The sequence below is a fragment of the Paenibacillus sepulcri genome, from assembly GCF_042647105.1.
Taxonomy (GTDB): Bacteria; Bacillota; Bacilli; order Paenibacillales; family Paenibacillaceae; genus Paenibacillus_Z; species Paenibacillus_Z sepulcri.
Window position 1 is genome coordinate 3,560,818 of the sequence record NZ_JBHRUP010000001.1, and the last position, 24,091, is coordinate 3,584,908.

The window sequence follows — 24,091 nt, forward strand, 5'->3', positions numbered from 1 at the left end:
GTAGAGCATCAGCCAAAATGAATTTCTTTGCCCTGGCCCGCCGACTCATAGATCGCCGACAGCAGCTTTGTAATTTCCACGCCGTCCTGCACCGGACTGAGCGTCTCCGCCGTGCCCAGGCAGCTGTTGATGAACGTGGCGATTTCCTGGCTGAAAGCCTGCTGGAAATCAAAGCCCAAATGATCGACCTGTGGCGCGATATTTACGATGGTATTGTGGCTTTCCGTCATAATCGCAAGCTCCGGCTCCAGTTCTGCGCCGCCTTTATCGCCATAAAGCTTGACCGTCAGCTCATCCTTCCTGGCATGCAGCGTAAAGCTGACGTCCACGAACAGCGACGCGCCGTTCTCGAAACGGATCAGCGCATTAGCCATATCCTCGACATCATTGCGCTCCGCGTCGTAATCGGCAGCTTTATAGAAAGACAGATTCTGTACATTCGACCGGTTGCCCAGCTTGCGGTAAGTGTTGCCGCTGACGGATTTGACCTTCGGCTTGCCCATCAGATACCAGCATACATCGATAATATGGACGCCAAGATCGATAATCGGCCCGCCGCCGGAGCGTTCCTTATCGGAGAACCAGCCTCCCGGATTGCCCAGCCTGCGCAGACATGAAGCTTTGGCATAATAAATTTCGCCAAGATCGCCGGCATCAATGAAGCGGCGCAATACTTCCGTATTGGAGGCATAGCGGCGGACAAAACCGACCTGCAGCAGACGGCCGGACCGCTTTACCGCTTCCTCCACTCGGAGCGCGTCGGCGACCGTCTTGCACAGCGGCTTCTCGCACAGGACATGCTTGCCGGCTTCCAGCGCAGCGATGCTGATCTCGGCATGCGTATTGTTCCATGTACATACGCTGATGGCGTCAATCTCCGGATCGGCCAGCAGCTCCCGGTAATCCGTGTATATTTTCTCAGCCCCGTATTTGACAGCAGCCTCCTTCGCCCGTCCTTCATTCAGATCGCAAATCGCAACCAAACGCGCGTCCGGATTGGCCGCGTAAGCCCCCAAATGCGCGCTGGAAATGGAACCTGCACCGACAACACCAATATTCAACTTCGTCTTCCGAGCCTGAATTGTCATTCATTCCATCCTTTCACCCTGGTTTGAAACCGGATATAATAAGTTCATGAACGTCATGATTAATTCATCTGCATGGGACGCTTGTAATAACGTTCACCTTAATCCTTACGATAACACGGCTTCGGCGGAGGGAGAATGCACGTTATGCCAACATACATGGATTATATGATCAGCCCGCTGCCGATCCGGATATTCCAGTGCATGGTTGACCACAGCAAGCTCAGCGTCAAATCGCTGGTGATTCTGCATGCCGGCCATCTGCCGGGCCGGACGCTGCAGCGCAACGGAACCACCTTCGACCATTGGGCCTTCGTCTATATCGGAGCCGGACGCGGTTATTACCAGGCCGGAGACGGTCCGCGCCAAACGGTAGAAGCCGGGACCATGTTCTGCCTGTATCCGGGCACGACGTTTCATTATGGGCCGGATCAGGACGGATTTTGGGACGAGTATTATTTTACCCTGGAGGGGGAGCGGGTGCAGGAATGGCTGGCCAACTGGTGCCATCAGCCGGAGACCGTCAAGACGATCGGCATTGAGGAGGCTTTTTTCAGCAAAATGGAGATGGTATTCATGCTCATGGAGAGCGGCATACCGGCCAATCAGGACCGTGCGTCGCTGGCGCTTGAAGCGCTGCTCTACGAGATGGCGGACCGTGCGCGCCAACCGGCTGCCACCAGCCGCAGCCTGTTCGTCCACAAGCTGATCGGCGATCTGACCGATTCGGTCTACCAGCCGCTGGACAGTGCGGCGGTCGCTGCCCGCCATCATATCTCGATCCCGACGCTGCGGCGTATGGTGCATGAATACACAGGTTATCCTTTGGGCGAGTTCGTGCATCGGCTGAAGGTCGCCGAAGCGAAGATGCTGCTGCTGCGGACGGACAAGACGCTCAAGGAAATTGCCGCCATGCTGGGATACGCGGACGTCTTCTATTTCTCGCGGCTGTTCAAGAAAGTCGCCGAGGTGTCTCCGAGGACGTACCGCGCCCGCATGGGGTGAGCCTTTTTTCTTAATCCCGCTCTTCCAGATTCCGCTGCAAATATTGCTCCAGCGTGTTGGTGATTTCGAACACCGTGTGCGCCAGATCATAGTTCTCAAAAGCATGCTCGCATCTTGCTTGCGCGATCATATCTGTCTCATAACGGCCCAGGCGCTGCTCGATGACCTCCCCGCCGATTCCCTTCTGCTGCTGGCGCTGTTCAACCGTCTGACGATCGGCGTAAATGAACAAACGGATCAACTGATTGCCATAGGTCTGTTTGAGCATTTCCGCACCTTCGGGATTAAGCACCAGGTAGACGCTTCCATTATTTTTGAAGCTGCGCTGGATATCACTGCCCCGAAGTCCATAGAGATTCGAATTTATCGTCACACTTTCAATAAAATCACCGCTTGCATCCAGCTCTTCGTACAGCTCCGGAGTAATGAAATGGTAATCCTGACCGTTGACTTCCCCTGGTCTGGGCTTGCGTGTCGTATACGACAGCACCTTTGTCAGACCAAGGGTAGAACCTACGCTATCTGCAATTGTTTTACGCCCCGATCCATCCGGTCCGGTAAATACAAATATAAAAGCGCGATCTTGGGAATCTGCCATCCTCATTACCTCCTTTGACTCTATATTACCTATATTCAGCGAGGAGCTGGAAAATCCTTCATTTTCATGGAGAAGAGGATAACGGTCCCGCCATTGCAAGGAATACATTCATATTTCACACATTCATGGAGCCACTCGCCGCGAATCATAAAAAAAGCGTGTTATCCAGAAGCTCTGGACAACACGCTCGAATATTCTGGTGATTCTTTTCTCAAGTCCCCGGATTGGTAAGCGGATCGGCATTCGTTAATTCATTGACCTCTTCGAATGCGATTTGGCCGTTCTCTCCGATTGTCATTTCAAACACAATCCAGTAGATTTCACTGCCGGTGCCCTCCGGTACTGTATAGACCTGTGTCGGTTCAGTCACAGCGCCTCTGAACACTTCAATCCTGGCGCCGGATGCTCTCAATGTGCTGGTACCTGAGAAATGATGGACATAGAACTTGTAGGTTCCATTGATATCCCTGCGAATTGTTGTCGTTTCCGGTCCATAGGAGCTGACATCATCCAAATCCAGGTCAACAATGGTTTCACCTTCATGCTCATACTCCTTCTCCACGTACCAGGTATGGAATCGTCCGCCATCCAATGTTGGCCCAAGAAGATGGGAATCAAGATCATGGGGATCTTTTCCCCATGTCAATACAATTCTCGTCTCCGAAGCATTAGGTACTCCGATTGCGGTTTGATCCTCATCTGTGTTTTTCACATTAACAGCTGCTACCCCGATCAAATACGTTTTAATATATCCGGTTCCTTCTCCCCCCAGCTCACCTGTATAGATGCCTGGCTGCAGGTATATGAAATAATTACCGTAAGCATCCGTTGTTGCAGTGCCGGCAATGTCGCCATCCGTCTTGTCCAGGCCCTTGCGGAAAATAATATCAAGTCCTGCAACCGATTCTCCGGCAACATTCTTGATATGTCCGCCAAAGCCGGTCAATTTGACCGAATCGCTCTGACTTCCCGCAAATCTTGTTTTATCCGCATTGGATTCCACTGTGATATACAAGGTCGAGCCATAGCTGTCCACCGGATCAAACGTGAATTGTCCTTCAGTGTACTGCAAATTGTTCAGCTCATAATCCGTACCATTCAATACAGCCGTTACGGCAAAATCAGCCGCAGTCTCATCAGCCACATCACCGTTAAAATCAACATTGATGGTTCCGTTCGTTACATGAATGGATGAAAGGGTTGGATAAGCCTCTCCGGGTTTATAAACAGAGACCGTGACCGGCACCTGAATATGAAAGTCGCCGTAATCGGCTTTAATATAGGTGATTCCGTCGCTAACAGCTTTAACATCCCCATAAACCACCTGCGCCACAGAAGGATCGTCGCTGCTCCACCCTGCGAAGGAGGTGATGTCTTTATTTCCGTCATTTTTAACGCCGGTTAATACGATTTGACGGGTTGCTCCCACAGCAGAAAGGGAAAACTCCGCTGGCGTGTATGTGGTGCTGATGACCGTCGGGTCTGCTTCAATGACAGGCTTGCCGGATAGTCCGTCGAAGCTTATGCCGTCCACATTCAATTGTGCCGACTGGACCGAACCTTGTCCGGTAAAGGAAACAATCGCATCCGCGATCAAGTGCGAAACTGTCGAGCCTTCTGCCAGATGGAAAGAAGTATTCAAAGCCTGCTCGAATACATTCAAGTCGCCGACAGTGGATCCGGCAGCAAGAGTAATGGCAATTTGCTCCGCATGAACCATGACCGAATCAAACGCTCCATTCAACGTAACTGCGGCATTATGAGGAATGGATCTGCTGATGTCCACTGGGCCGATATCGCCTACAGCTGCTGTCGTTTCAAGAATAGCGCCGGAATCAAGCTGGATTTGTTGTACGTTTGTTCCATCCTCAAGCACAAGACGGATGCTTCCGTCACTCTTATTCACGAAGACAGTAGCCAGAATCGAGTTGGCTACATGAATACTATTCGGGCCGCCGCCTTCAACCCAGGTGTTGCCTGTTACTGTGACATGGTCAAGCGTAACATTGCCGCTGCCGATATCGCCAAGAAGCCAAAGATCCCCGTCAACGGTTGTGTTCTTCAAGACCACATCCTGCGAGCTGATTGTGACATCGCCGGTAACATTGCCCAGTGAATATTCACCTGGTGCTGTAATGTCCATCGCTGCCGGTTCGTCACCGTCATCGTCACCGTCTTGGTCGCCGCCGTTATCACCGCCCTGGTCGCCGCCCTGGTCGCCGCCGTTATCGCTGTCATCGTCTTTGTCCCCGCCATTGTCCCCTCCGTTGTTGCTGCCGTCAGGTTTTCCGTCATTGCCGCTGCCGGGGCCCCAATAAACAAAACCGGAGTCGTCTTTGACTTTGGGTGGCGCAGTTTCGTCCGTTGTTGTGTCCTCAGGCTTATCCGGGTTCAAAAGCAGAGCTTTGTCCGCGTAAGCCGCTTTATTCACGATAAACTCGAAAGCCAGCCGCGCCAATGCCTGACGGTCGGCAATACCCGAAGGGTTAAAGCGGAACGAGCCATCCTTGCCCGCAATCCCCTTAATGAATCCGATCTGATAAGCAAAGGACACCGAGGCTTGAGCCCAGTCCGACACCTTGGCCAGATCTGACAGGCTCTCATCCAGCTTCAATGATTTGGCAGCTGTCTCCCAGCCGAAAGCACGGATAAAGAAGACCGCCAGTTCCTCTCTGGTTACTGTTTTGTCTGGAGAAAAAGAAGTGGCGGAGGTCCCCTGGGAAATCCCCGAGTTCACCAGTGCTCCCACATAACCGGCATACCATTTGGATGCTGCGACATCCTTGAATCCTGCAGCTGCCGCTGCATCCTCCTCCAGGTTCAGCGACAGCGACAAAATCTTTGCCAGCTGCGCCCTTGTGACAGAATCGGCGGGCTTGAAGGTTCCATCACTAAAGCCGGAGATGATCCCCCTGTTAACCAATTCGGTGATCTCGGCTTTTGCATAAGACTGATTGATATCTGATAGTGTCCCGCCGCCGGATTCAGCGGCAGCAAATGCATAATGAGTGGAAATGATAGACAGGATCATAGCGTAAACAAGCACAGCGGAAATTTTCTTATGTAATAATCTTAGTCCCAATTTCATTCTCTCCCTTTATTTCTATCTGGTTGTTGGATTGTAAAATGCCCCGCTAACTAACTCTGACTAGACTTCAGAAACCACCCCTTATAGCAAATTAGTTAGAAGTAGAGCGTTTTCAATAGGCTAATATTACCATGTATGATGTTATTTCCAACACGATTCTTGCATATTTTAGATGAAATTTAGAATACTATGTCGATATACCCAATTTTATAGTGTCTTACAGCCTATGCCTCCGGCAAAGAAAGACGAATGAGAACTTGTACAGCGTCGGAAGCGGGATACCAGCCGGGGCTTTATCGGGCCAGCCTGAAGTCAAATTCGGCGTATTGCAGAGGACCGCCACTGAAGCAAATGAAAATCAATCCTGATTCCATCTGAATGGACCACTGCAGCTGCCGCATAGCTTGTGAAATACCAAAGAAGCCCGTTGGCAGCCCGAGCTTCTTTATGTATATATAGGGACAAACGATACGTCCAGATTATTGCAGCGATTTCAGAAACCGCTCCACGCCCGGAAGCCCATCCTGCTCCAGCACATGAAGAAGCTGCGTCCCAATGATGGCAATGTCGCATTTCCCCTGCAGGAAAGCCACATCTGCGGCGCTCTGAATGCCGAAGCCGACAGCGATTGGCGTCTTCGCATAGCCGTTGACCCGCGACAGGAAGTGATCGGTTTCCCCGCCAAAGGATGTCTTCGAGCCGGTAACACCCTTGCGCGCCGCGCAGTACAGGAAGCCTCCCGTCTGCTCCGACAGATAGCGCAGGCGGTCAGCCGATGTGTAAGGCGTTGCGATCAGAACAGGCTCCACGGCATGTTCGCGGCAGGCCTCCAGGAAGGATCCGCTTTCCTCCGGGCAGGCATCGGGCACGATCAGACCGCGAATGCCCATATCCGCACATTCCTGCACAAATGCCTGCGTGCCGTATTGAATCACGATATTATAGTAGGTCATGATCAGGAAGGAGATATCCGGGAAATCCGCCGCCACGCGCCGGGCAAAGTCCATGCACTGCCGGGTCGTCGTGCCGCTTGCCAGTGAGGCCTGATTGGCTTTGAGGAATACGGGACCGTCGGCGATCGGCTCCGAGAAGGGCAGCTGAAGCTCGACCAGATCCACGCCGCTCTCATGGAACAAACGGATCATTTCGTAATTGGCGTCAAAATCGGGATAGCCCAGAATTTGATGGGTCATCAGCTGGATTCCCTTGTCAGCGCGCCCCTGGATGATCCGTTCAGCAAGACTGGTCTTCAAGGCCGCTGCTTTTCCGCTTGATAAAAGCTTTCCATTCTTCATCCTGCAATCCCTCCGCTATGTTAAAGATGTCCTTGTCGCCTCGTCCGGACATATTGATGATGAAGATGTCCGATTTCGAGGTTTCGGCAATATCCCGGAATGCCCCGGCAAAAGCATGGGTCGACTCCAGTGCCGGAATCAGCCCCTCCGTCTTCATAACCAGCTGCAGCGCCTCCACCACTTCCGCATCGGTCGCAGCCGTGAAGCGCACGCGCCCCTTCTCGGATAAATCAGCCAGAATCGGCGAGACCCCGACATAATCAAGGCCAGCGGCAATGCTGTACGTATCGTTCATTTGGCCGTCTCCATTTTGCAGAAACATTGTCTTATAGCCCTGCGCAATCCCGGATTTTCCTTCGCCGTAAGCAATCCGGGCAGCGTGTTGGCCCGATTCCTTGCCTTGGCCCCCGGCCTCCACACCGACAAGCTTCACTTCATCATGAGGGAAAAAAGCCTGAAATACCCCCAGCGCATTGGAGCCGCCGCCTACACATGCATACACACGGTCCGGCAGCCGCCCCGCTGAGCGCAGGATTTGCTCCTTCGCCTCAATGCCGATGATCGATTGAAAGAAAGCGACAATAGCGGGAAACGGATGAGCCCCCGATGCAGTGCCCAGTACATAATGGGTCGTCTCAAAGCTTGATACCCAATCCCGCAGCGTCTCATTAATGGCATCCTTCAAGGTCCGGGAGCCATAATCGACACCCACCACCTCGGCTCCCAGCCGCTTCATCCAGAAGACGTTGGCATACTGACGCTCCATATCCTCGCGCCCCATATAGATGGTTGCGGACAAGCCCAGCTTCGCCGCAACCGTTGCCGTCGCCACCCCGTGCTGTCCCGCTCCCGTCTCCGCAATGATGCGCGTCTTGCCCATGCGCTTGGCCAGCAGGGCCTGACCGAGCGCATTGTTGAGCTTATGCGCCCCGGTATGATTCAGGTCCTCCCGCTTGATATAGATCTTCGCCCGGCCAAAATGCGCGCTCAGCCTGTCCGCATAGGTCAGCGGCGTTGGCCGTCCGGAGTAATCGGCCAGAAGCGCGCAGTACTCCTGCCAGAAAGCCTCGTCATGCCGGATCTGTTCAAAATGCCGGTTGATCTCCGCGAAGGCCGGAACCAGTATTTCCGGGATGAACGATCCGCCATAGGAACCGTAATAGCCGTTCTCCGTGAACAGAGAATTGGCCGCTTCGGGTATAGAACCCGCTGCATGCTTCATCATTTGAATTCATTTCCCCTTCCTGCTTCCTGTGCTCAATGCTTGTGATGAAACTCCATAACGGCTCTTGCCGTCGCTGCGTCCGTCACCAGAATATCGATCCATTTGCCGCGCAGCACAGCTGTAATCGCTTCGACCTTGCTCATGCCCCCGGCAATCGCAATAACATTGGGAATGCCTCTTAGCTCGCCGGCAGACAGTCCGATGAACCGGCCTCTCCCGGGAAACAACATCTCCTGTCCATCTCCATCCAGAAAAGAACCGCACAGGTTTGCCGCCGCACCACTATTCCGCAGCTCTGTCATGTCTTCCGCGCTGAAGCTGCCCGAGGTGACCATGGTTGCCTGCCTGCCCACTTCGCCAATGCTGACAACCGCGACACGGGAGCGCCGCGCAAGCTGGAGCACCTTGTCGATTTCCGGTTCCTGCCGCAGGAGCCGGCCTGTCGCTTCATTGGCCACAACAGCGGGTGCATGCATAATCCAGTATTTGGACTTCAGCTTCCCCGCAAAAGCCATCGTGTTCGAGCTGGCATGCCATGAAGCGCCTGCCGGACCCCAACCGCCGACGAGAGGCACAAACTGCAGTTCCTCACGCGCAAAATAATCCATCTCCTCCGCAGCGCTTGCAACCGTTCTGCCAGCCATCACGCCGACGATATCGCCGTCCTTCAGCACCGACTCCATCAAGGCAGCGCTTGTTCGGCCAAGCTGCGCATACAGCTTATCCCCTTCCGCTTCCGCCGAATCGACAATGAGCGCATCGTGGATACCGAAGGTTTCGATAAAAGCCCGCTCAAGCTCCTGCTCCGTTGAGAAGGGGTTGTTGATGGAGATGCGCACAATACCTTCATTCCTGGCAGCCGTCAGCATCCTGCTGACATGCGGACGCGAAATACCAAGCCGTTTGGCGATTTCCTGCTGGTTCAAGCCATCCTCATAATAGAGCTGACATATCTTCACCAGCAGCCGAAAACGTTCATGATTGATCTCCGACATTTGTCTTCGATGCCTCCTGATTGAATGCTGTGTACATTTGTTCATGTAATACACTTATGTACATGCAAGTATACCGCTGTATCCGCCGGTTGTAAACCCGGACATTAAGCAAGAAAAAACCTTGCCTCCTCTCAGTGACCGTGTTGAGTTTTCTCATCCCTGAAACCTGACAGGCATTATAGGGCCAGTTACGTTTGCATGTTTTAAGGACAAAAAACAGCCTCGAGAACCCCTTTATCAGAAGAAAAAGGGGTTCCTGAGGCTATTCTTGGGGACGTTATGGCAGAAGAATGATTAAACAAACACCAACCATCCGAATTTGCCCGGCATATGAAAATTCACTTTGCCCGTCGGCTGCCATGCGCTGAACTCACGTACGCCATCCGGCTTGTCGTCAATCCGGTAAAAGTTCACCCGCCATTTCATTCCGGCAGCTATCGGCCGCTTGAAATTCCGCATCGGAATATGGATATCATAGAGCGTCCATCCGCCCTCCTGGGTCCTCACACTATTCACCAAGCCATCGAAATGCCATTCCGTGCGGGCCTCAATCTTACCCTTCAGATCATTGGTGATATAAGCATCGAAGACAATATTATGCGGGCTGACTTCCAGCTCCAGATATTCCTTGCCGTCCCCCTCCTCGTCGATAAACACTTCCACCACGTCCTGCTCATATAACGGCTCATCATGCTGCGTGAAGTCGGAAACCACATAATCATCCTGACTTGTGAAGCGTATGTACAGCCCCTCAGCGTTCCAGTGCATCTGCACATAAGTAAGTGCCTGGGGAACCCCGCCTGATACGACATCCGACAGCGCAATCCGCTCTATCTTCTCCCAAACCACCCCGGATTCTCCGAGCTCCTGACAGCTGTACGAATTTTGCGTTTCCATTATTCATGCCCCTCTCCTTGGTTGATTTCCAATTCAGTTGATCCCATCATGCCAGATCGCGCGCCTGGCTGTAAATGATAAATTTCTCCTCGTGTGCCCCTTGAGTCGGATAGGGTCCCCGACTTAAGCCCAGCATGAAAAACCGCCGCAGGACTGTTTTAGACATTCCGGCGGGGAGCTACAATAAAGCTATCGAAAGAAGAGAATCTTAAATCGCCTTTAAAATAAGAAAGGAGTTTGTCACACATGAACAAACTATATCTCTCCAGAACAGATCGGAAGCTTGCCGGATTATGCGGGGGCCTTGGCCAATATTTGCGCATTGACCCCACGATTCTCAGAGTCATCCTGGTTGCGGCGGCATGCTTCAGCGTCGGCACCATCTTCCTGATCTATCTGCTCGCGAGCTTTATCATTCCAAAAGAGCCCGAGAATCCGATCATGAACATGAACCACTTTCATTACAATCCATACAACTAAGCAGAGGCGATCGGCAAGAACACCGGATTTCAAAACCAAACATGATAAGGGAGTGTATGAACAATGGGAGTTTTAAACAGACTATTTGATATGACAAAAGCAGCAGCGAATGAGCTGATGGATAAGCTGGAAGAGCCGGGCATGATGCTGAATCATTACGTACGCAATATGCAAAGTGAAATCGACGGCCTGCAGGCAGAGCTTCACAAGCAGGAGGCTGCGGTCCGCGTGCATGGACAGCAGGCGGAAGAGGCCGGCCGGATTGCGGACATGTATGATGCGAAGGCGCTTGAAGCGATGACGAACGGTTATGAGACGGCAGCCCGCGAAGCCCTTTCGGCAAAGCTGCATTATACGGAGAAGTCACATGAGGCCGCAGCGTGGCAGGAAAATGCGAAGGTCCGGATTGCCGAGCTGAAACCGCGGCTGGAAGATGCCAAGGCTGAGCTGAAAGTCATGCAGAAGAAACGCGACGATCTGGTTGCCCGCATGCAGCAAACGCAGGCCAAATCCCATACATCCACGCCAAGCTTCAGCAATGGCTTCGAGGAAGGCACCGCTGCGCGCGGCTTTCAGCGGATGGAAGACAAAATCAATCAATGGGAAGCTTATTCCCAGGTGAAAAAAACACCTTACGGCTATGCCGGAGCAGCAGGCGCCGCAGGTTCATATCCTTCGGAATCCGAGGAACAGTCGACGAAGGATTCACTCATCAATGAGCAGCTGGAGCAGCTTCGCAAGAGAACGCAGGCTTGACGAATCGTCCTCTTGAAAACGCCTAAGACCCCGAGGCGTGCATACTCCGCTATAATTGCAGTTATAGCGATCATATAGAAGCGGTAAGGAAACAGCCTCCCCCGGAGAAGCACAGCAGTCATCGTGCACCTCCGAAGGGAGGCTTCGTGCATGTTACGCATGCATAAAGTGTAGCAACATCCCATCACAGCATGTAAAATAGAAGAACCAGCGTAAGCGGTTAATCAATCTATCATCTTGCGGGTACCAAAACACGCGAACGGGGGAACTGTTGTCTTATGATCGGGGAGGTCGAGTATGACATGAATATCATCTATAAACGAAGCTTCATCTCGGTTTACAGCAGCATGATGTACCGAATGAACACCACCATCATTGAAACACATGATCTGGTGCTGCTCGTTGACCCTGGCTATCTGCCCTCCGAAATTCAGGCGCTGCGCCATCATATTGATGAAATCAGGGATTCCCGGCCGCTTTACCTGCTTTTCACCCACTCCGACTTTGACCACATCGCCGGATATGGAGCCTTCACGGATGCCATTACGATCGCCGGACAAGCCTTTGCCGAGCAAACCGATCAGGAACAGGCGATCCGGGATGTCCAGCTTTATGACGATGAAGCTTATTTGGACCGGCCTTATGAACTGCTTTACCCTCCTGTTGATTATGTCATCCGCGAAGAAGGTCAAACTCTGCATATCGGCAATACCCAATTAACCTTCTACATCGCACACGGTCATAATCCGGACGGCATCCTGACCGTTGTTGAACCGCTGGGACTGCTTATCGCCGGAGACTATGCCTCTGACATCGAGTTCCCTTTTGTCTATTACAGCTTCCCCGAGTACCGCGAGACCTTGAACACCATGCAGCGTCTGGTTGCGGGCGGATCGGTCCGCGTCATGATTCCGGGTCACGGCTCCGTGACGGAGAAACAGGCCGAGATGGAGCGGCGCGTGAAAGCTTCCCTCGCCTATCTGGATCTGGCTGAAGCAGAGGCGGTTTCCGGCAGCCGGCAGCCTTTTGAACGGTTTGTGGAACGGCAAGGCTACCGCTATTCCTTAAGTCTGACCCGCCGGCATGAGAACAACATCAAGCTGCTGCGCGAGTGACCGGCGGCAGGCTGCCTCTTTCAGCCGCTTGTTTAAACGAGACAAAACAAAAAGAAACTTGCTCGCCGTCCTTTTGACGTAGCAGCAAGTTTCTTTTCTTGAAATATAAGCAAAGTAAAAGGAATCTTCTACTTTCTTAGATTCTAAAAAGAAACGGCTGTTCCCGTCTTTTGACGGAGCAGCCGTTTCTTCCCCCGGAAGTTGTAGCAAAGTATCATGGAACCCCTATTTGAGCTTCATACACCGGGCTTTTGGTCCCTTTATGACGGCTCGAAGCCTTCCTCTTGCAAATACTGCTCCGCTTCATCGTAGGTTTCAAAAACCATTTCAAGATTCAGTCCGGCATAGACATACCACAGATCGTCCTCCAGCCTCAGATCCAGAGTTTGATCATCCGGCCCCTTCCAGCTGCCCGCCTGCCCGCTTTCTTGGCTTGCCGCAGCCTGCTTCCTTCGGCTTTTGGGCTGCGGCGCCTGCGGCACTTTCATGGACATCGAATGGATCGACTCGTCTATCAGGGAGCGCAGCTCCTCCGCCGAGCTCTCGCGGATATTCGCGAAGCCCCGTTCATCGGTCTCATAACCCCTTAGCAGTCCCGCATAAACAAACCCGTTGCCGCCCGGATGCAGATGATAAACAACGATCTTCTTGTCATGGACGCTTTCTTCAAAGTGGAAATTCACACGTCCCAGCGAGACGTTTTTTCGCTCCAGCTGGGGAAAGGATTCAATTATCGCAAGCTTTTCTTCAAAACTAAGCATTCCATTACAGCCTCCAGGATCACGGTTCAATTTTGCTTGTAAGTATAACACAGAGCCGCGTTCCTACGAAAGCCTGCATGGCGCTCCTGCTGCTTGAGTTGCAGTTCTTATTCCCTCATCCGGCCCCGGGCAGCCTCCGCATTTTTTCCGCACCGCAAGCAGCTCCCCGCACGCGGTGTGGCATTGCATGACGGCTGTCCAACCACTTCACCGGAATGACCCATGGATGCAGGCCCTTCATACACGGTGGCAATAATGGCGCAGCTTACCGTTTATCCCGGCTGACGACGTCCAAGGGACACTCAGCTCCACGTGTCCTTGACGCTGGTAGCCATGTGCGGTCACCTGCGGACGCTTCATGGAACCAGCAGCACTTTGGACACATGGCCGGGTTGGTTCAAGAGGGTTTCGTACCACTTGGCCCCTTCGCCAAGAGGCGCTTCGACAACGCCGTCCGCAAGACCCATCCGTCCCTCATGCACCCAGCTCAGAGCTGTGCGAAAATTAAGCTGCGAATAAGCAAAAGACCCTGTCAGCGAAATTTCGCTGCGGATCGCCACATTCACCGGCAGCATCGATTCGTCCTCATGCAGGCCTGTAAACACAACCCGTCCGCCCGATGCGCATGCGAGCAGGCACTGCCTGCGCGTCAATCCCGCTCCTACCGCATCAATGGCTGTATCGACGCCTGCTCCGCCTGTAAGACGCTTGACCTCTTCCAGCGTATCGGTCTGCGACGGGCAGATCAGGTGCGCTGCCCCAAGCTTGCGCGCAATCGCCAAACGTTCCTCGTTCATATCAACGGCGATAATCTCTCTTGCGCCGTATTGGAGCACGGCTTGCAGGGTAAGCAGGCCGATCGGCCCCATGCCCAGAATCAGCACCGTCGATGCCGGCTTCGCATCGGCCAGCTCTGCGGCCCTGACCGCGCATGCGGCGGGCTCGACCATAGCCGCCTGCTGAAGGCTCATTCCGCCAGGCAGCGCATGGAGGAAAGCAGCCGGAATTTTCACATATTCCGCATTGCTCCCCGGAAGCGCGGCGGACAACAGCTTGCGCGACACACACAGCTGCTGCCTGCCGCTCAGGCATTTCCCGCACTGTCCGCAGGTGACTAGCGGGTTCGCCGTTACACGCTGGCCCACAGCCCAATGACCGGATGCCTCAACCCGGCTGCCCAGCGAGGCGATGGTGCCGGAAAATTCATGGCCGAATATGACGGGAGGCTTGCGGAGCGAGTTTTTGCCCAGATACCCGCTTAGCTCCGAACCGCAAATACCCGAAAAGGCAACCCGGATCAAGACCTCGTCCTCACCGGCCACGGGCTCTTCCGTTTCTCTCATATTCATCAATCGGGGACCTTCATAGATAAGTGCTTGCATTCGATTATCTCCTTCCTTCGAGCAATCCGTATCAACATCCCGTTCAATATTTAAAGTATGCGTGAGTATGCCCAATAAACAACAGGGTTACAAGCTCATTTTCGTATTCGCCGGTCAAAACGTGACAGACAACCCGCCGTCTACCGGCAGGACCGCACCGCATATGTACGAGGCGTCCTCCGACGCGAGAAAAGCTATGACTCCGGCGGCTTCCTCCGGCTGCCCGGAACGTCTTTGGATGATTTTGCCGCGTGCGGCATAAATGGATTGGAACCATTCCGTCTCATGCTCCTTAACCCCATCCACGACCGACATCGGCGTGTCAATGAAACCAAGCGCGACACCGTTCACGCGGATGCCCTCGTCCATCAGTTCAAGCGCCGTGCTGCGGGTTAATTGGTCCATCGCGATCTTGGCGGCATTGTAGTGCGACGATTCCTCAAGCGCACGGGCGCCATTGATGGAAGAGACATTGATGATGCGGCCCTGAATACGGTTGGCTATCATCAGCTGGGCCGCTGCCTGCGTGCAGAAATAGGTGCCGTCTACGATAATGTCGAACACCTTGCGCCAGGCGGCCCGGTCTGCGCCAAGAAAACGGATTGGCTGAAACGCCGCTGCATTGTTCACCAGAATATCCAGCCTGCCGTAGGATCGCTCCACATGGGTAAAGATGCCGCTCACCGACAGCTCATCCGAGACGTCTCCGGCGGTATATTCCACTGCGAACCCCTGCTCCGTCAAAGTCCGGGCGGCCGCTTCGCCAAGATCAGCGCGCCTGCCCGTAATAACAACCTTTGCCCCTTCGGAAGCAAGCCGGCTGGCCGTGGCGTATCCGACTCCAGTCGCTCCTCCCGTTACGAGCGCAACCTGGCCTTCAAATCTGCGCATATTCGCCATCGCCCTTGTCGCCTCCCTTACTTCACACGGTATTTCTCGACAACCGCTTCATCCACCGTAACGCCAAGCCCCGGAAGCTTCGGTACCTGCACATAACCGTCTTTGAAGACAATCGGCTCCGCAACCAGCTCCCTCGAAAGCGGAGAGGTGGACACCGTGTGCTCAATCATGAAGCCATTGGGTATCGAAGCTGCAAAATGCGTGCTTGCCGCGACCAGAATTCCTGTCTTGAATGCATGCGGAACGACTTTCTTGTGACGCTCATGCGCCATATAGGCAATGCGTTTGCCTTCCGTCAGACCGCCGCAGCGTCCGAGGTCCGGCTGAACGATATCCAGATGCCCGTCCTCTATCAGCCGGCGGAAGGCGGCAACGCCGCTCTCCTGCTCGCCGCCGGCAATATGCAAATGAGTGCGGTCCGACAGCGCCCGGTAGCCCGCGATATCCTCGGGGTGAAGCGGCTCCTCCAGCCAATACACGCCGTATTTCTCATAGATTTCGGCCATCTTCAGCGCACCCTTCAAATCCCAGGCAAGCCCCGCGTCGATCATGATATCAATATCATCGCCTACAGCTTCGCGGATGGAGCGGATCTGCTGCTCGTCGAATTTGGCATCGCGGCCGATCGGCCCCCAGCCAAACTTCATCGCCCGGTAGCCTTGAGAGACAAACTGGTCGGCGAGACTGACAGCTTCCCCGATCGTGTCCGGCATCAGCGAGCTGGCATAGGCTTTGAGCTGTGAGCGGTACGTGCCGCCAAGCATCTCGGAGACCGGTCGGCCCGCGTGCTTGCCCATAATATCCCATAGCGCCATATCAATGCCGCTCATCGCATGAATAGCCGGTCCGCTGCGGCCAAAATAAATCGTTCCCCGGTACATTTTATCCCAGAGCCGGTCGATTTCCAGCGGGTTCTCCCCGATAAGCAGTGATTTCAAGCCCGTTGCAATCGAATGAGAAGGCGGAGCGTCAATTGCCGCTTTCGCTACGAGTGGAACAGAGTCAACCTCGCCCAGTCCCGTTATACCCTCATCCGTGTGGATACGGATCATTAATGTATCCTGTGTGCCGTCGCATTTGCTTGCGTCCAGATCAGGAATTCTCAAATAAATGGATTCAACCTCTGTAATTTTCATGGATGCTCACCGCGCTTCCTTATTTGGGATGGATGACTGGCTGTAAATATCAAGAGATAAATTATTGATTACGGATTAACTATTAATGCCCTTACCTGTTTGGCGGATTAATCTTATGACCCTGACCAGATGTTAATCTGCTTGCATAGAACATTTTTATCCATTGTTATTATATTAAGTCCTCTATTTAAATATTGTCAACAATATTTAGTTAACTACATTTGCGGCGTTGTTGACAATTTTCAACCTCGTGATTTTTTCCCGGTTTCGAAGTATACTACATGTTATCCGATCATTTTGTTGAAAATTAGAAGGGAATTTACTGACATGGCTGAATTCACGTTCAAACAGCAAGCCAATACCTCATTGCGGGAAAAAGTGACCAACGACCTGCGGGAAGCGATCCTGAACGGGCATCTTCAGCCCGGCGCGCGAATCAAGGAGATGGATATTGCCGAGCAGATGGGCGTCAGCCGCGGTCCTATACGTGAAGCGATCCGGCAGCTAGAGCGGGAAGGGCTGCTGATTTCTTTTCCTTATAAAGAAACCGTCGTCGCCGATCTGGATGCCGAAGAGGTTCAAAATATTTTGATTCCCATCCGCTTCCATATTGAATCGTTCGTCGTCCGGCGCTATCTGGATAAAATGGATGATGCCTTCTTTGCGAAACTGGAGGAGATCATTGGCGAGATGCGCGATGCTGTGGAACAAGGCAAGAATTCCCGGCTCGTGGATTTGGATCTGCTTTTCCACCAGACCATTCTCGACATGGCGACAGAACGTACCGTAATGCTGACCTGGCAGAGCATCGTCAACCAGATCCGCCTGCATTTTTCCAAGAATCTTCCTTTTTATGAATTGAGTCATATCGAAAGCGATCATCAAGCCCTTCTGGATGCTTTCAGAACCAAAGATCCCGAGCAAATCCAGCAGGCGGTCCTCAAGCATCTGGAGGGCGACGAAAATTTGCTTTGTTTTACGAAGTGAAATGGCCCAAGATTGGCTGACTGTGTAGTCTTCTGCTAACCGTTTCTTCCTCTTTGCAGCAATGAATGCTGGATTTTTCTCAGGAGAGTTAACTCATGTATTTATGCAAATCAAAATCAACCTTGAATATAGACCATCTATGATGCGAATAATCAAAAAGAACCTCCAACCCATCTATACGATGGAGCTGGAGGCTCTTGGTGCTGCCCTTGAAGCGAAAAAGGGGGAGCATTCGCAGATTCCCGGGTCGGAACGCCGCTTTCACTGGCTTATAGCCTGCATCGAAACAGCAGCCATGCAAGAACCGGTTACCCGTTCCCGCCCGGTGTCATGTTCTCGTACAGAAAATCAACCAAATGGACGGCCTGCATTTCCTTGTCCAATCCACTTTTGCTGATACCCAGCTTCATCTGCAGGAGGCAGCCGGGATTGCTCGTGATCATGTAGCCGGCGCTTGTATTCTTCGCATGCTCCATTTTGTGGTCCAGAATTTGATTGGCCATATCCGGCTGCGTCAAATTGTATATGCCCGCCGAACCGCAGCAGCGGTCCGACTCCACCATTTCCACAAACTGCGCGCCATCCACGCTGCGCATCAGCTTGCGCGGGGCGTCGGAGGATTTCATGACATTGCGCATGTGGCAGGAGTCCTGATAGGTGATGCGGGCAGACTCATCCTCTTTCAGCTCGAACTTCGGCAATCGGCCGTGCTCGACAATGAGGCGCGCGACATCCACCGAGTGCGATGCGAACCAGGCCGCATCCTCCTTCCACTGCGGATCATGATGCAGCAGATGGTCGTACTCGCAGAGCAGCGCCCCGCAGCCTCCGGCGTTGGACACAATCCACTCCACGCCCGCCTCGCGGAATACGCGGATATTGGTCATCGCCAGCTTCTGCGCGCCGCCAGCCTCGCCGCTGTGGGCATGGAGCGCCCCGCAGCAGGTCTGCTCGTCAGGAATGACAACCTCGAATCCTGCCTCCGTCAGAAGCCGTACTGTGTTCACATTCGTCTTTGTGAACATAACGTCCATGATGCAGCCCCGGAAGAGTCCGACGGTTGCGATCCGCTCGCCCTTGGCTGGGTGGCGGACGCCAATTTCCTTGACGACTCCGGCGCTTGAGGCTTCAGGCAATATGTTCTCCATATTCTTCATATGGTCGGGGAACATGTTCATCACTCCGGTGCTGCGCGTCAGCTTCTGCAGGCCTGACTTCTGATAGACCTTCAGTGCGCCGCCAAGCAGCCGCATCCGGCGGGGATGCGGGAACAAGCCTTCGAATGCCAGCTTGCGCGCCGACTTCACCCACCAGCGGTGACGGACCGTATGGTCCTCCACGGCATCGCGTGTCTGCTCGATCAGCTGCCCGTATTTTACGCCGGCCGGACAAGCCGGCTCGCAGGCGCGGCAGCCCAGACAATGATCCATTTGGGTCTCAAAAGCATGATCCGGCTCCATGACGCCGTCCACTACGGCCTTCATCAGAGCAATCCGGCCGCGCGGCGATTCCGCTTCAAGCCCCGTCTCCCTGAAAGTGGGACAGGCAGGAAGACAGAAGCCGCAGCGCATGCAATTCATCAATTCATCGTAATCTAGCTTCTTCTGCAGGGATTCAACAAGGGAAACGGTCATTCCCGGTTCCGTCAGCTGCTTAGCCATGCTCGATCACCACCCGTTTACGCGCCGCTTTGGCGAACATTTTGCCCGGATTCAACAGTCCATCCGGATCGAAAACCTGCTTGATGCCGCTCATGACGGTCATTCCCACGGAACCGACCTTCCACTCCAGGAACGGCGCCTTGACCAGTCCTACTCCATGCTCCCCGGTTATGGTGCCGCCGAGGCGGATCGCCGCTTCGAAGATATCCTCGAAGGCCGCTTCCACGCGGTGGATCTCATCCTGATCGCGCGCGTCCGTCGTCGCCGTAGGGTGCAAATTGCCGTCGCCTGCGTGGCCAAATGTGCAGATCTGAACCTTATGCTTCTCGGCAATCCTGTTAATTTCCAGCACCATATCGGCGATCCTGGAACGCGGCACAGTAGCGTCCTCCAGAATGGTCGTCGGGCGAAGACGGGCAAGGGCGGTGAAGGCGCTCCTTCTGGCCGTCAGCAGCTTCAGCGCCTGCTCTTCATTCGCCGCGATTTCCGTCCGGTCCGCATTCTCGGCGCGGCAAATCTCGGATATCCGCTGAATATCCCGCTCGACGGTCTCTTCGTCGCCATCCTGCTCGATCAGCAGAATCGCCTCCATATCCAGCGGCAGTCCCAGCTTGGCGAAATCGTCCACCACGCGGATCGTCGGACGGTCAAGAATCTCCAGGGTCGCCGGTATGATCCGGTTCTCGATGATGCTGGACACGGTCCGCGCCGCGTCGTAGATATCCTTGAACATCGCCAGCATCGTTTTCTTGTACTTGGGAGGCGGAATCAGCTTGAGCGTCGCCTCCGTAATGACGGCGAGCGTCCCTTCCGAGCCGACGAGCAGCTTCGTCAGATCATAGCCCGCCACATCCTTCATCAGCTTGCCGCCGGTGCGGATGATTTCGCCGCTCGGCAGAACCGCTTCCAGCCCCAGCACATAATCCTTGGTGGTGCCGTATTTCAGACCGCGGAGCCCCCCGGAATTCTCGGCTATATTGCCGCCGATAGTAGAGATTGCCATACTGCTTGGGTCCGGCGGATAAAACAGCCCCAGCCCCTCGATATGCGTGCTGAACTGCTTCGTATTCAGTCCCGGCTGCACAGTCGCCGTGAGATTCTGCAGGTCAACCTCCAGAATTTTGTTCATCCGGTGCATGACCATCACAACCCCGCCATTCACCGGCACGGTGCCGCCGCACAGATTGGTGCCCGAGCCGCGGCTGATCACCGGAATACGGTGGCGGCTCAGCACCTTGAGCGTCTCCGAAACATGCTCGGTGCTGGCCGGATAAATCACGCCATCCGGAAGCGATTGCAGCATCGGAGTGCCGTCGTACGAATGGGTGACGAGCGCTTCCTTGTCGTCCCTAACCCACTGGTCGCCCATGATGGCCTGCAGTTCCTTCTTGACTGCTTCAGCTAGCATTTAACCACAACCTCCCAAAAAACATTTAACAGCATTAAAATAATTGATCAGGTCATCTGATGACTTAATTACTCGAAAGTATACCATACCGGATCAAAAACGGGTACAATAATTTGTAAGCGCAGGTTTCGGAGGGCTCGTGCGTCCCTCTTCAGGAGAATTGAACGACACTTGAAGGGTCAAAGCGCGGATCAACGCCTGCTTATTATTTAAGAAGCAACGGGAAGGACTACATACAGGTGACAAATACAAGACCGCTGAAAAGCAGCGAATGGGTCATGAATGATCTGAAAGCGCAAATCGCCGCCGGAGAGTGGAAGCAAGGCGACAAGCTGCCTTCCGTCGTGGAGCTTGCCGCGTTGTTTGGCGTCGGCCGCTCTACCATCCGGGAGGCGCTCAGCGCGCTGAAGGCTGTGGGCATGCTCGATATCCGCCAAGGCGGCGGCACCTATATCAGGGCCGAGGCTCCTGAGCCGGCACCGCCTCCGGATAACGCTGCCGAATGGATGTCCCGCGCGGAATCTCTGCGCCATATCCTTGAGGTGCGCAAGGTGCTGGAATCCGGCTGCGCCGCTCTCGCCGCCAAGCACCGCTCGGAGAACCATCTGCAGCTTTTGCGGGAAACGCTTGAGGACATGAGAGAGCACTTGTCCGATGAACAGGCCGGCGAGCAGGCCGATGTCCGGTTTCATCTCCAAATTGCCGAGGCTGCGCAAAATCCGGTCCTGACCGACCTCGTCCGCTCCTTATCGGAGAAGCTGCATGACAGCATGAAGGATACGCGCGCTTTATGGTTTTATGCCGAGCTTCGCTCTGCGGAGCGGCTGCTTACCGAGCATACCGGCATCTATGAAGCGATTGCCAACCAGGACGAGCGCCTCGCCGCGCAGCTGATGGAATCTCATATCGCCAAGGTGGAACGGGTGCTGTATGAGAAGACCAATCGGTCCTGAGTATACCACGGCCAAGATTGCTGCCGCTTTTTTTGGGGTAAGTTATTACCATCACATACAGACAAGGTGGCGAACCCCCATGAACAAGAAGAAACCGGAGCATGAAATTACCAATCCTGACTATTATAATGCAACCTCCAATACAGAGGCAGGCATCAACACGCCGAGGGATCGCGAGGACATCGCGGTTACCGATATGATAAGCGAAGCCGTCGGGGAAATGGTCGATAACATTCAGCATAGCTTTGAGGGAAAGCCCCGGGTGGAGAAAGACAAACGGGAGCGGCAGGAATAAACAGACGCAGACTCCGCATTCCACAAGAAGAAGCGGCGATCTTTGGGGGCGCCGCCAGGTTTCTTCCCTCCAAAAATATAAGCAGCGTATAGTGGAAACCTGGCCTGTCTTATATTTTAAGAAGGAGCAGCGCCCATCCTCCGAAGGCACCGCATGCAGCAACGGGCCGTAAAGAGTAAAAGCTTCTCGAACACAAACAGCTCCAACCTCGACGGTTGAAGCTGTTTGTGTTATTTTCAGACCAATATTGCCCAATCTCTTGATTTCACCGCTCACCCGCGTTTTAAAGCGGATTGACGCGGACTGACGCCTGCTTGCCGCTGACCTGAATGCCGGTATCCTTCTTGCCGGAGGCAGCCAGATCCTTCAGCATCCGCTCAAGCAGCTCCTTGGCCTTGGGGCCTTCCTTCCCTTTCAGGCGGATAACCAGCTGCACAGCGTTCCCCGACGAGAGCAGCTTTTCGCTCTGGCGCAGCTTGGTATCGTAATCATGGTCCTCGATGGCCGCCGTCAGACGGATCTCCTTCAGCTTCGCCGGCTGATTTCTGGTGGACTCACGCTTGTCCGCAGCAGCTGCCTGCTTGGCCAATCCCCGGCTCATCAGCTTGCAGGGCGGCGGACTGCTCATCAGTGAGGTGCATACCAGATCCACCTTCAGCTTCCTGGCCATGGCCAGCGCTTCGCTCGTCGGCACAACTCCCAGATCCTCGCCCTTTAAGCCGGTGAGCTGAACTTCAGCCGCTTTGATTTTCTCATTCACAATCATGTACCCGGTCGCTCCTTCTCCATTTCAGCATCCTTATGACTATTATAGAATGGATCGGAAGCGGCCCGCAAATGATTACGGCGGTCTTGAATACACTCAGCTCCCCTTCCCCATTGGGGTTAAATCCGTATCCAGCGCGAATTCATCCTTGCCCGGATGGTCCACCGGATCGTAGAAATTATAATCATCCAGATAAGGCGAGTATGTTTTGACGTAGATTTTATTGGTTTTCACGCTGAACTGGAGCAGCCGGATATAGCCAAGTCCCCCTTTCAGGGCATTCTGGTAATCCGCCAATATCTGGTATACCTTCCGGTCAGGCACGCCATCCCCGTTATCGTCAATGGCATTAATCAGTTGTTTCGCAGCGTGATAGTGACCGGATAATACGGCAAATACATTCTTGTTCGGCTTTACAACCCGCTCATACACTTCATCCGCAAGCGGTGATCGGCTGCCGGAGATCTGCAAATATTCATGAAGATTGAGTATGGCCCTGCGTCCAGGATACCGCTTGATTACATCATCCATCCAGACGATCTCCGGCTCCCCGATCCCCCAGCCCATGTAAACCAGAATAAAATCGACGCCGCCTGCAGAAATCAGATCATAATGGCCGCGGTTATTCTGGTAGGAGCCGCTGAAGGCAGGCTGCTTCTTGAACCGGCGTTCGCCAAAATATCTCCGGTACTGCCGGTAATCGCCCTTGCGCTGCGACACGTCATGGTTACCGGCCAGTATGCCGTACGGAATGCCTGATTTCTCCAGGACTCTCATGTTCTTGTCGGCTTCAGCCCATTGTTTTTTTTTGCCGGCATCGTCGACGATGTCGCCGGTATGAATCACATATTTGATCTTCATGTCCTGCCGGTGACTCACGATCCAGTTAACGATACCTTTGTAGATGTATGGATAGCTCTCGGAATAATACTGGGTGTCGGACATCCATACAAAAGAGAAATCGTAAGGCTTCTGTTCCACGGCTTCCCGTGACATTGAAGAAGAATTTCGTGCATAAAAGTGAAAATGGGATGGCCAGCCCTCACTATGGCCCGCCAGTTCTCCGCCTGCCTCCGCATAGACGGCGTGCGTCAAAAGCCCGGCCAGCATACAGCAGATCAATAATGCCGAAAACCGTCTCTGTACTGTTATTAACCGCATAAACGATAAACCCTCCTTAATAAAGGGGTGTATGCTTTAGCTTTATCCATCCTCCCGGAAACTATTACTGTCCAGCTGTCCTATTCTTCCGGAGCGTAATGTTCTGCGGGCATAAAAATACCGTCCGGCAGCTACCGGACGG

22 protein-coding genes are annotated in these 24,091 nt (G+C 53.7%); 7 read left to right on the top strand and 15 right to left on the bottom strand.

What is annotated here, in order from left to right:
* Nucleotides 1–8: 8 nt before the first annotated feature.
* Nucleotides 9–1,088 (bottom strand): Gfo/Idh/MocA family protein, encoded by a 1,080-nt coding sequence (locus ACFOLF_RS15755; protein ID WP_210043559.1) that lies wholly within the window; start codon nucleotides 1,086–1,088, stop codon nucleotides 9–11.
* Between the two features lie 144 nt (nucleotides 1,089–1,232).
* Here ACFOLF_RS15755 and ACFOLF_RS15760 point away from each other — a divergent pair, with 144 nt between their 5' ends.
* Nucleotides 1,233–2,090: a helix-turn-helix domain-containing protein gene (locus tag ACFOLF_RS15760; RefSeq protein ID WP_210043568.1), complete on the top strand. Its 858-nt coding sequence runs from the start codon at nucleotides 1,233–1,235 to the stop codon at nucleotides 2,088–2,090.
* A gap of 10 nt (nucleotides 2,091–2,100) precedes the next feature.
* Here the strand turns inward: ACFOLF_RS15760 and ACFOLF_RS15765 are convergent, their stop codons facing one another.
* The 6 genes from ACFOLF_RS15765 to ACFOLF_RS15790 all read right to left on the bottom strand — a co-directional run bounded on the left by ACFOLF_RS15765 (nucleotide 2,101) and on the right by ACFOLF_RS15790 (nucleotide 10,188).
* Nucleotides 2,101–2,688: a guanylate kinase gene (locus ACFOLF_RS15765; protein WP_210043570.1), complete on the bottom strand. Its 588-nt coding sequence runs from the start codon at nucleotides 2,686–2,688 to the stop codon at nucleotides 2,101–2,103.
* 211 nt (nucleotides 2,689–2,899) lie between these two features.
* Nucleotides 2,900–5,770: an S-layer homology domain-containing protein gene (locus tag ACFOLF_RS15770; RefSeq protein ID WP_210043580.1), complete on the bottom strand. Its 2,871-nt coding sequence runs from the start codon at nucleotides 5,768–5,770 to the stop codon at nucleotides 2,900–2,902.
* Nucleotides 5,771–6,255: 485 nt separating this feature from the next.
* Entirely contained in the window at nucleotides 6,256–7,071 is an 816-nt protein-coding gene (gene trpA, locus ACFOLF_RS15775; RefSeq protein WP_210043582.1) for a tryptophan synthase subunit alpha, read from the bottom strand.
* Nucleotides 7,010–8,296, bottom strand: a complete 1,287-nt coding sequence (gene trpB, locus ACFOLF_RS15780; protein ID WP_379114152.1) for a tryptophan synthase subunit beta — start codon at nucleotides 8,294–8,296, stop codon at nucleotides 7,010–7,012. The genes trpA and trpB overlap by 62 nt, the downstream gene beginning before the upstream one ends.
* 32 nt (nucleotides 8,297–8,328) lie before the next feature.
* Nucleotides 8,329–9,291: a sugar-binding transcriptional regulator gene (locus tag ACFOLF_RS15785; RefSeq protein WP_210043584.1), complete on the bottom strand. Its 963-nt coding sequence runs from the start codon at nucleotides 9,289–9,291 to the stop codon at nucleotides 8,329–8,331.
* A gap of 294 nt (nucleotides 9,292–9,585) precedes the next feature.
* Nucleotides 9,586–10,188, bottom strand: a complete 603-nt coding sequence (locus tag ACFOLF_RS15790) for a carbohydrate-binding family 9-like protein (protein ID WP_210043586.1) — start codon at nucleotides 10,186–10,188, stop codon at nucleotides 9,586–9,588.
* Between the two features lie 246 nt (nucleotides 10,189–10,434).
* Here ACFOLF_RS15790 and ACFOLF_RS15795 point away from each other — a divergent pair, with 246 nt between their 5' ends.
* From ACFOLF_RS15795 to ACFOLF_RS15805, 3 genes are all read left to right on the top strand, one after another.
* On the top strand, nucleotides 10,435–10,668 hold the full coding sequence (locus tag ACFOLF_RS15795) for a PspC domain-containing protein (protein ID WP_210043595.1): 234 nt from the start codon (nucleotides 10,435–10,437) through the stop codon (nucleotides 10,666–10,668).
* Between the two features lie 63 nt (nucleotides 10,669–10,731).
* Nucleotides 10,732–11,424, top strand: coding sequence for a PspA/IM30 family protein (locus ACFOLF_RS15800; RefSeq protein ID WP_210043606.1), 693 nt, complete (start codon nucleotides 10,732–10,734; stop codon nucleotides 11,422–11,424).
* A gap of 302 nt (nucleotides 11,425–11,726) precedes the next feature.
* Nucleotides 11,727–12,539 carry an MBL fold metallo-hydrolase gene (locus tag ACFOLF_RS15805; protein ID WP_210043608.1) on the top strand — a complete coding sequence of 271 codons (813 nt, stop codon included), beginning with the start codon at nucleotides 11,727–11,729 and terminating at the stop codon, nucleotides 12,537–12,539.
* Between the two features lie 260 nt (nucleotides 12,540–12,799).
* Here ACFOLF_RS15805 and ACFOLF_RS15810 read toward each other — a convergent pair whose 3' ends face one another.
* The 4 genes from ACFOLF_RS15810 to ACFOLF_RS15825 all read right to left on the bottom strand — a co-directional run bounded on the left by ACFOLF_RS15810 (nucleotide 12,800) and on the right by ACFOLF_RS15825 (nucleotide 16,718).
* Entirely contained in the window at nucleotides 12,800–13,300 is a 501-nt protein-coding gene (locus ACFOLF_RS15810; RefSeq protein ID WP_210043610.1) for a hypothetical protein, read from the bottom strand.
* Between the two features lie 356 nt (nucleotides 13,301–13,656).
* A complete protein-coding gene (locus ACFOLF_RS15815; RefSeq protein ID WP_210043621.1) occupies nucleotides 13,657–14,682 on the bottom strand; it encodes a zinc-dependent alcohol dehydrogenase in 1,026 nt (341 codons plus the stop codon).
* 114 nt (nucleotides 14,683–14,796) lie between these two features.
* Nucleotides 14,797–15,582 (bottom strand): SDR family NAD(P)-dependent oxidoreductase, encoded by a 786-nt coding sequence (locus ACFOLF_RS15820; RefSeq protein ID WP_210043629.1) that lies wholly within the window; start codon nucleotides 15,580–15,582, stop codon nucleotides 14,797–14,799.
* A gap of 17 nt (nucleotides 15,583–15,599) precedes the next feature.
* Entirely contained in the window at nucleotides 15,600–16,718 is a 1,119-nt protein-coding gene (locus ACFOLF_RS15825; RefSeq protein WP_210043631.1) for a mandelate racemase/muconate lactonizing enzyme family protein, read from the bottom strand.
* 327 nt (nucleotides 16,719–17,045) lie between these two features.
* On the opposite strand from ACFOLF_RS15825, the gene ACFOLF_RS15830 reads away from it, so the two are divergent.
* Entirely contained in the window at nucleotides 17,046–17,705 is a 660-nt protein-coding gene (locus ACFOLF_RS15830) for a GntR family transcriptional regulator (protein ID WP_210043633.1), read from the top strand.
* A gap of 308 nt (nucleotides 17,706–18,013) precedes the next feature.
* On the opposite strand, the gene ACFOLF_RS15835 is transcribed toward ACFOLF_RS15830, so the two are convergent.
* Nucleotides 18,014–19,366: a (Fe-S)-binding protein gene (locus ACFOLF_RS15835; RefSeq protein ID WP_210043635.1), complete on the bottom strand. Its 1,353-nt coding sequence runs from the start codon at nucleotides 19,364–19,366 to the stop codon at nucleotides 18,014–18,016.
* On the bottom strand, nucleotides 19,359–20,774 hold the full coding sequence (locus ACFOLF_RS15840; RefSeq protein WP_210043659.1) for an FAD-linked oxidase C-terminal domain-containing protein: 1,416 nt from the start codon (nucleotides 20,772–20,774) through the stop codon (nucleotides 19,359–19,361). The genes ACFOLF_RS15835 and ACFOLF_RS15840 overlap by 8 nt, the downstream gene beginning before the upstream one ends.
* A 239-nt stretch (nucleotides 20,775–21,013) precedes the next feature.
* Here ACFOLF_RS15840 and ACFOLF_RS15845 point away from each other — a divergent pair, with 239 nt between their 5' ends.
* On the top strand, nucleotides 21,014–21,727 hold the full coding sequence (locus tag ACFOLF_RS15845) for a FadR/GntR family transcriptional regulator (protein ID WP_379114149.1): 714 nt from the start codon (nucleotides 21,014–21,016) through the stop codon (nucleotides 21,725–21,727).
* A 79-nt stretch (nucleotides 21,728–21,806) separates the two neighbouring features.
* Nucleotides 21,807–22,022 (top strand): hypothetical protein, encoded by a 216-nt coding sequence (locus tag ACFOLF_RS15850; protein WP_210043667.1) that lies wholly within the window; start codon nucleotides 21,807–21,809, stop codon nucleotides 22,020–22,022.
* Between the two features lie 283 nt (nucleotides 22,023–22,305).
* Here the strand turns inward: ACFOLF_RS15850 and infC are convergent, their stop codons facing one another.
* Together infC and ACFOLF_RS15860 are read right to left on the bottom strand one after the other, a co-directional pair.
* Nucleotides 22,306–22,788 carry a translation initiation factor IF-3 gene (gene infC, locus ACFOLF_RS15855; RefSeq protein WP_210043669.1) on the bottom strand — a complete coding sequence of 161 codons (483 nt, stop codon included), beginning with the start codon at nucleotides 22,786–22,788 and terminating at the stop codon, nucleotides 22,306–22,308.
* Nucleotides 22,789–22,884: 96 nt separating this feature from the next.
* Nucleotides 22,885–23,949: a metallophosphoesterase gene (locus tag ACFOLF_RS15860; RefSeq protein ID WP_210043671.1), complete on the bottom strand. Its 1,065-nt coding sequence runs from the start codon at nucleotides 23,947–23,949 to the stop codon at nucleotides 22,885–22,887.
* Nucleotides 23,950–24,091: the final 142 nt, after the last annotated feature.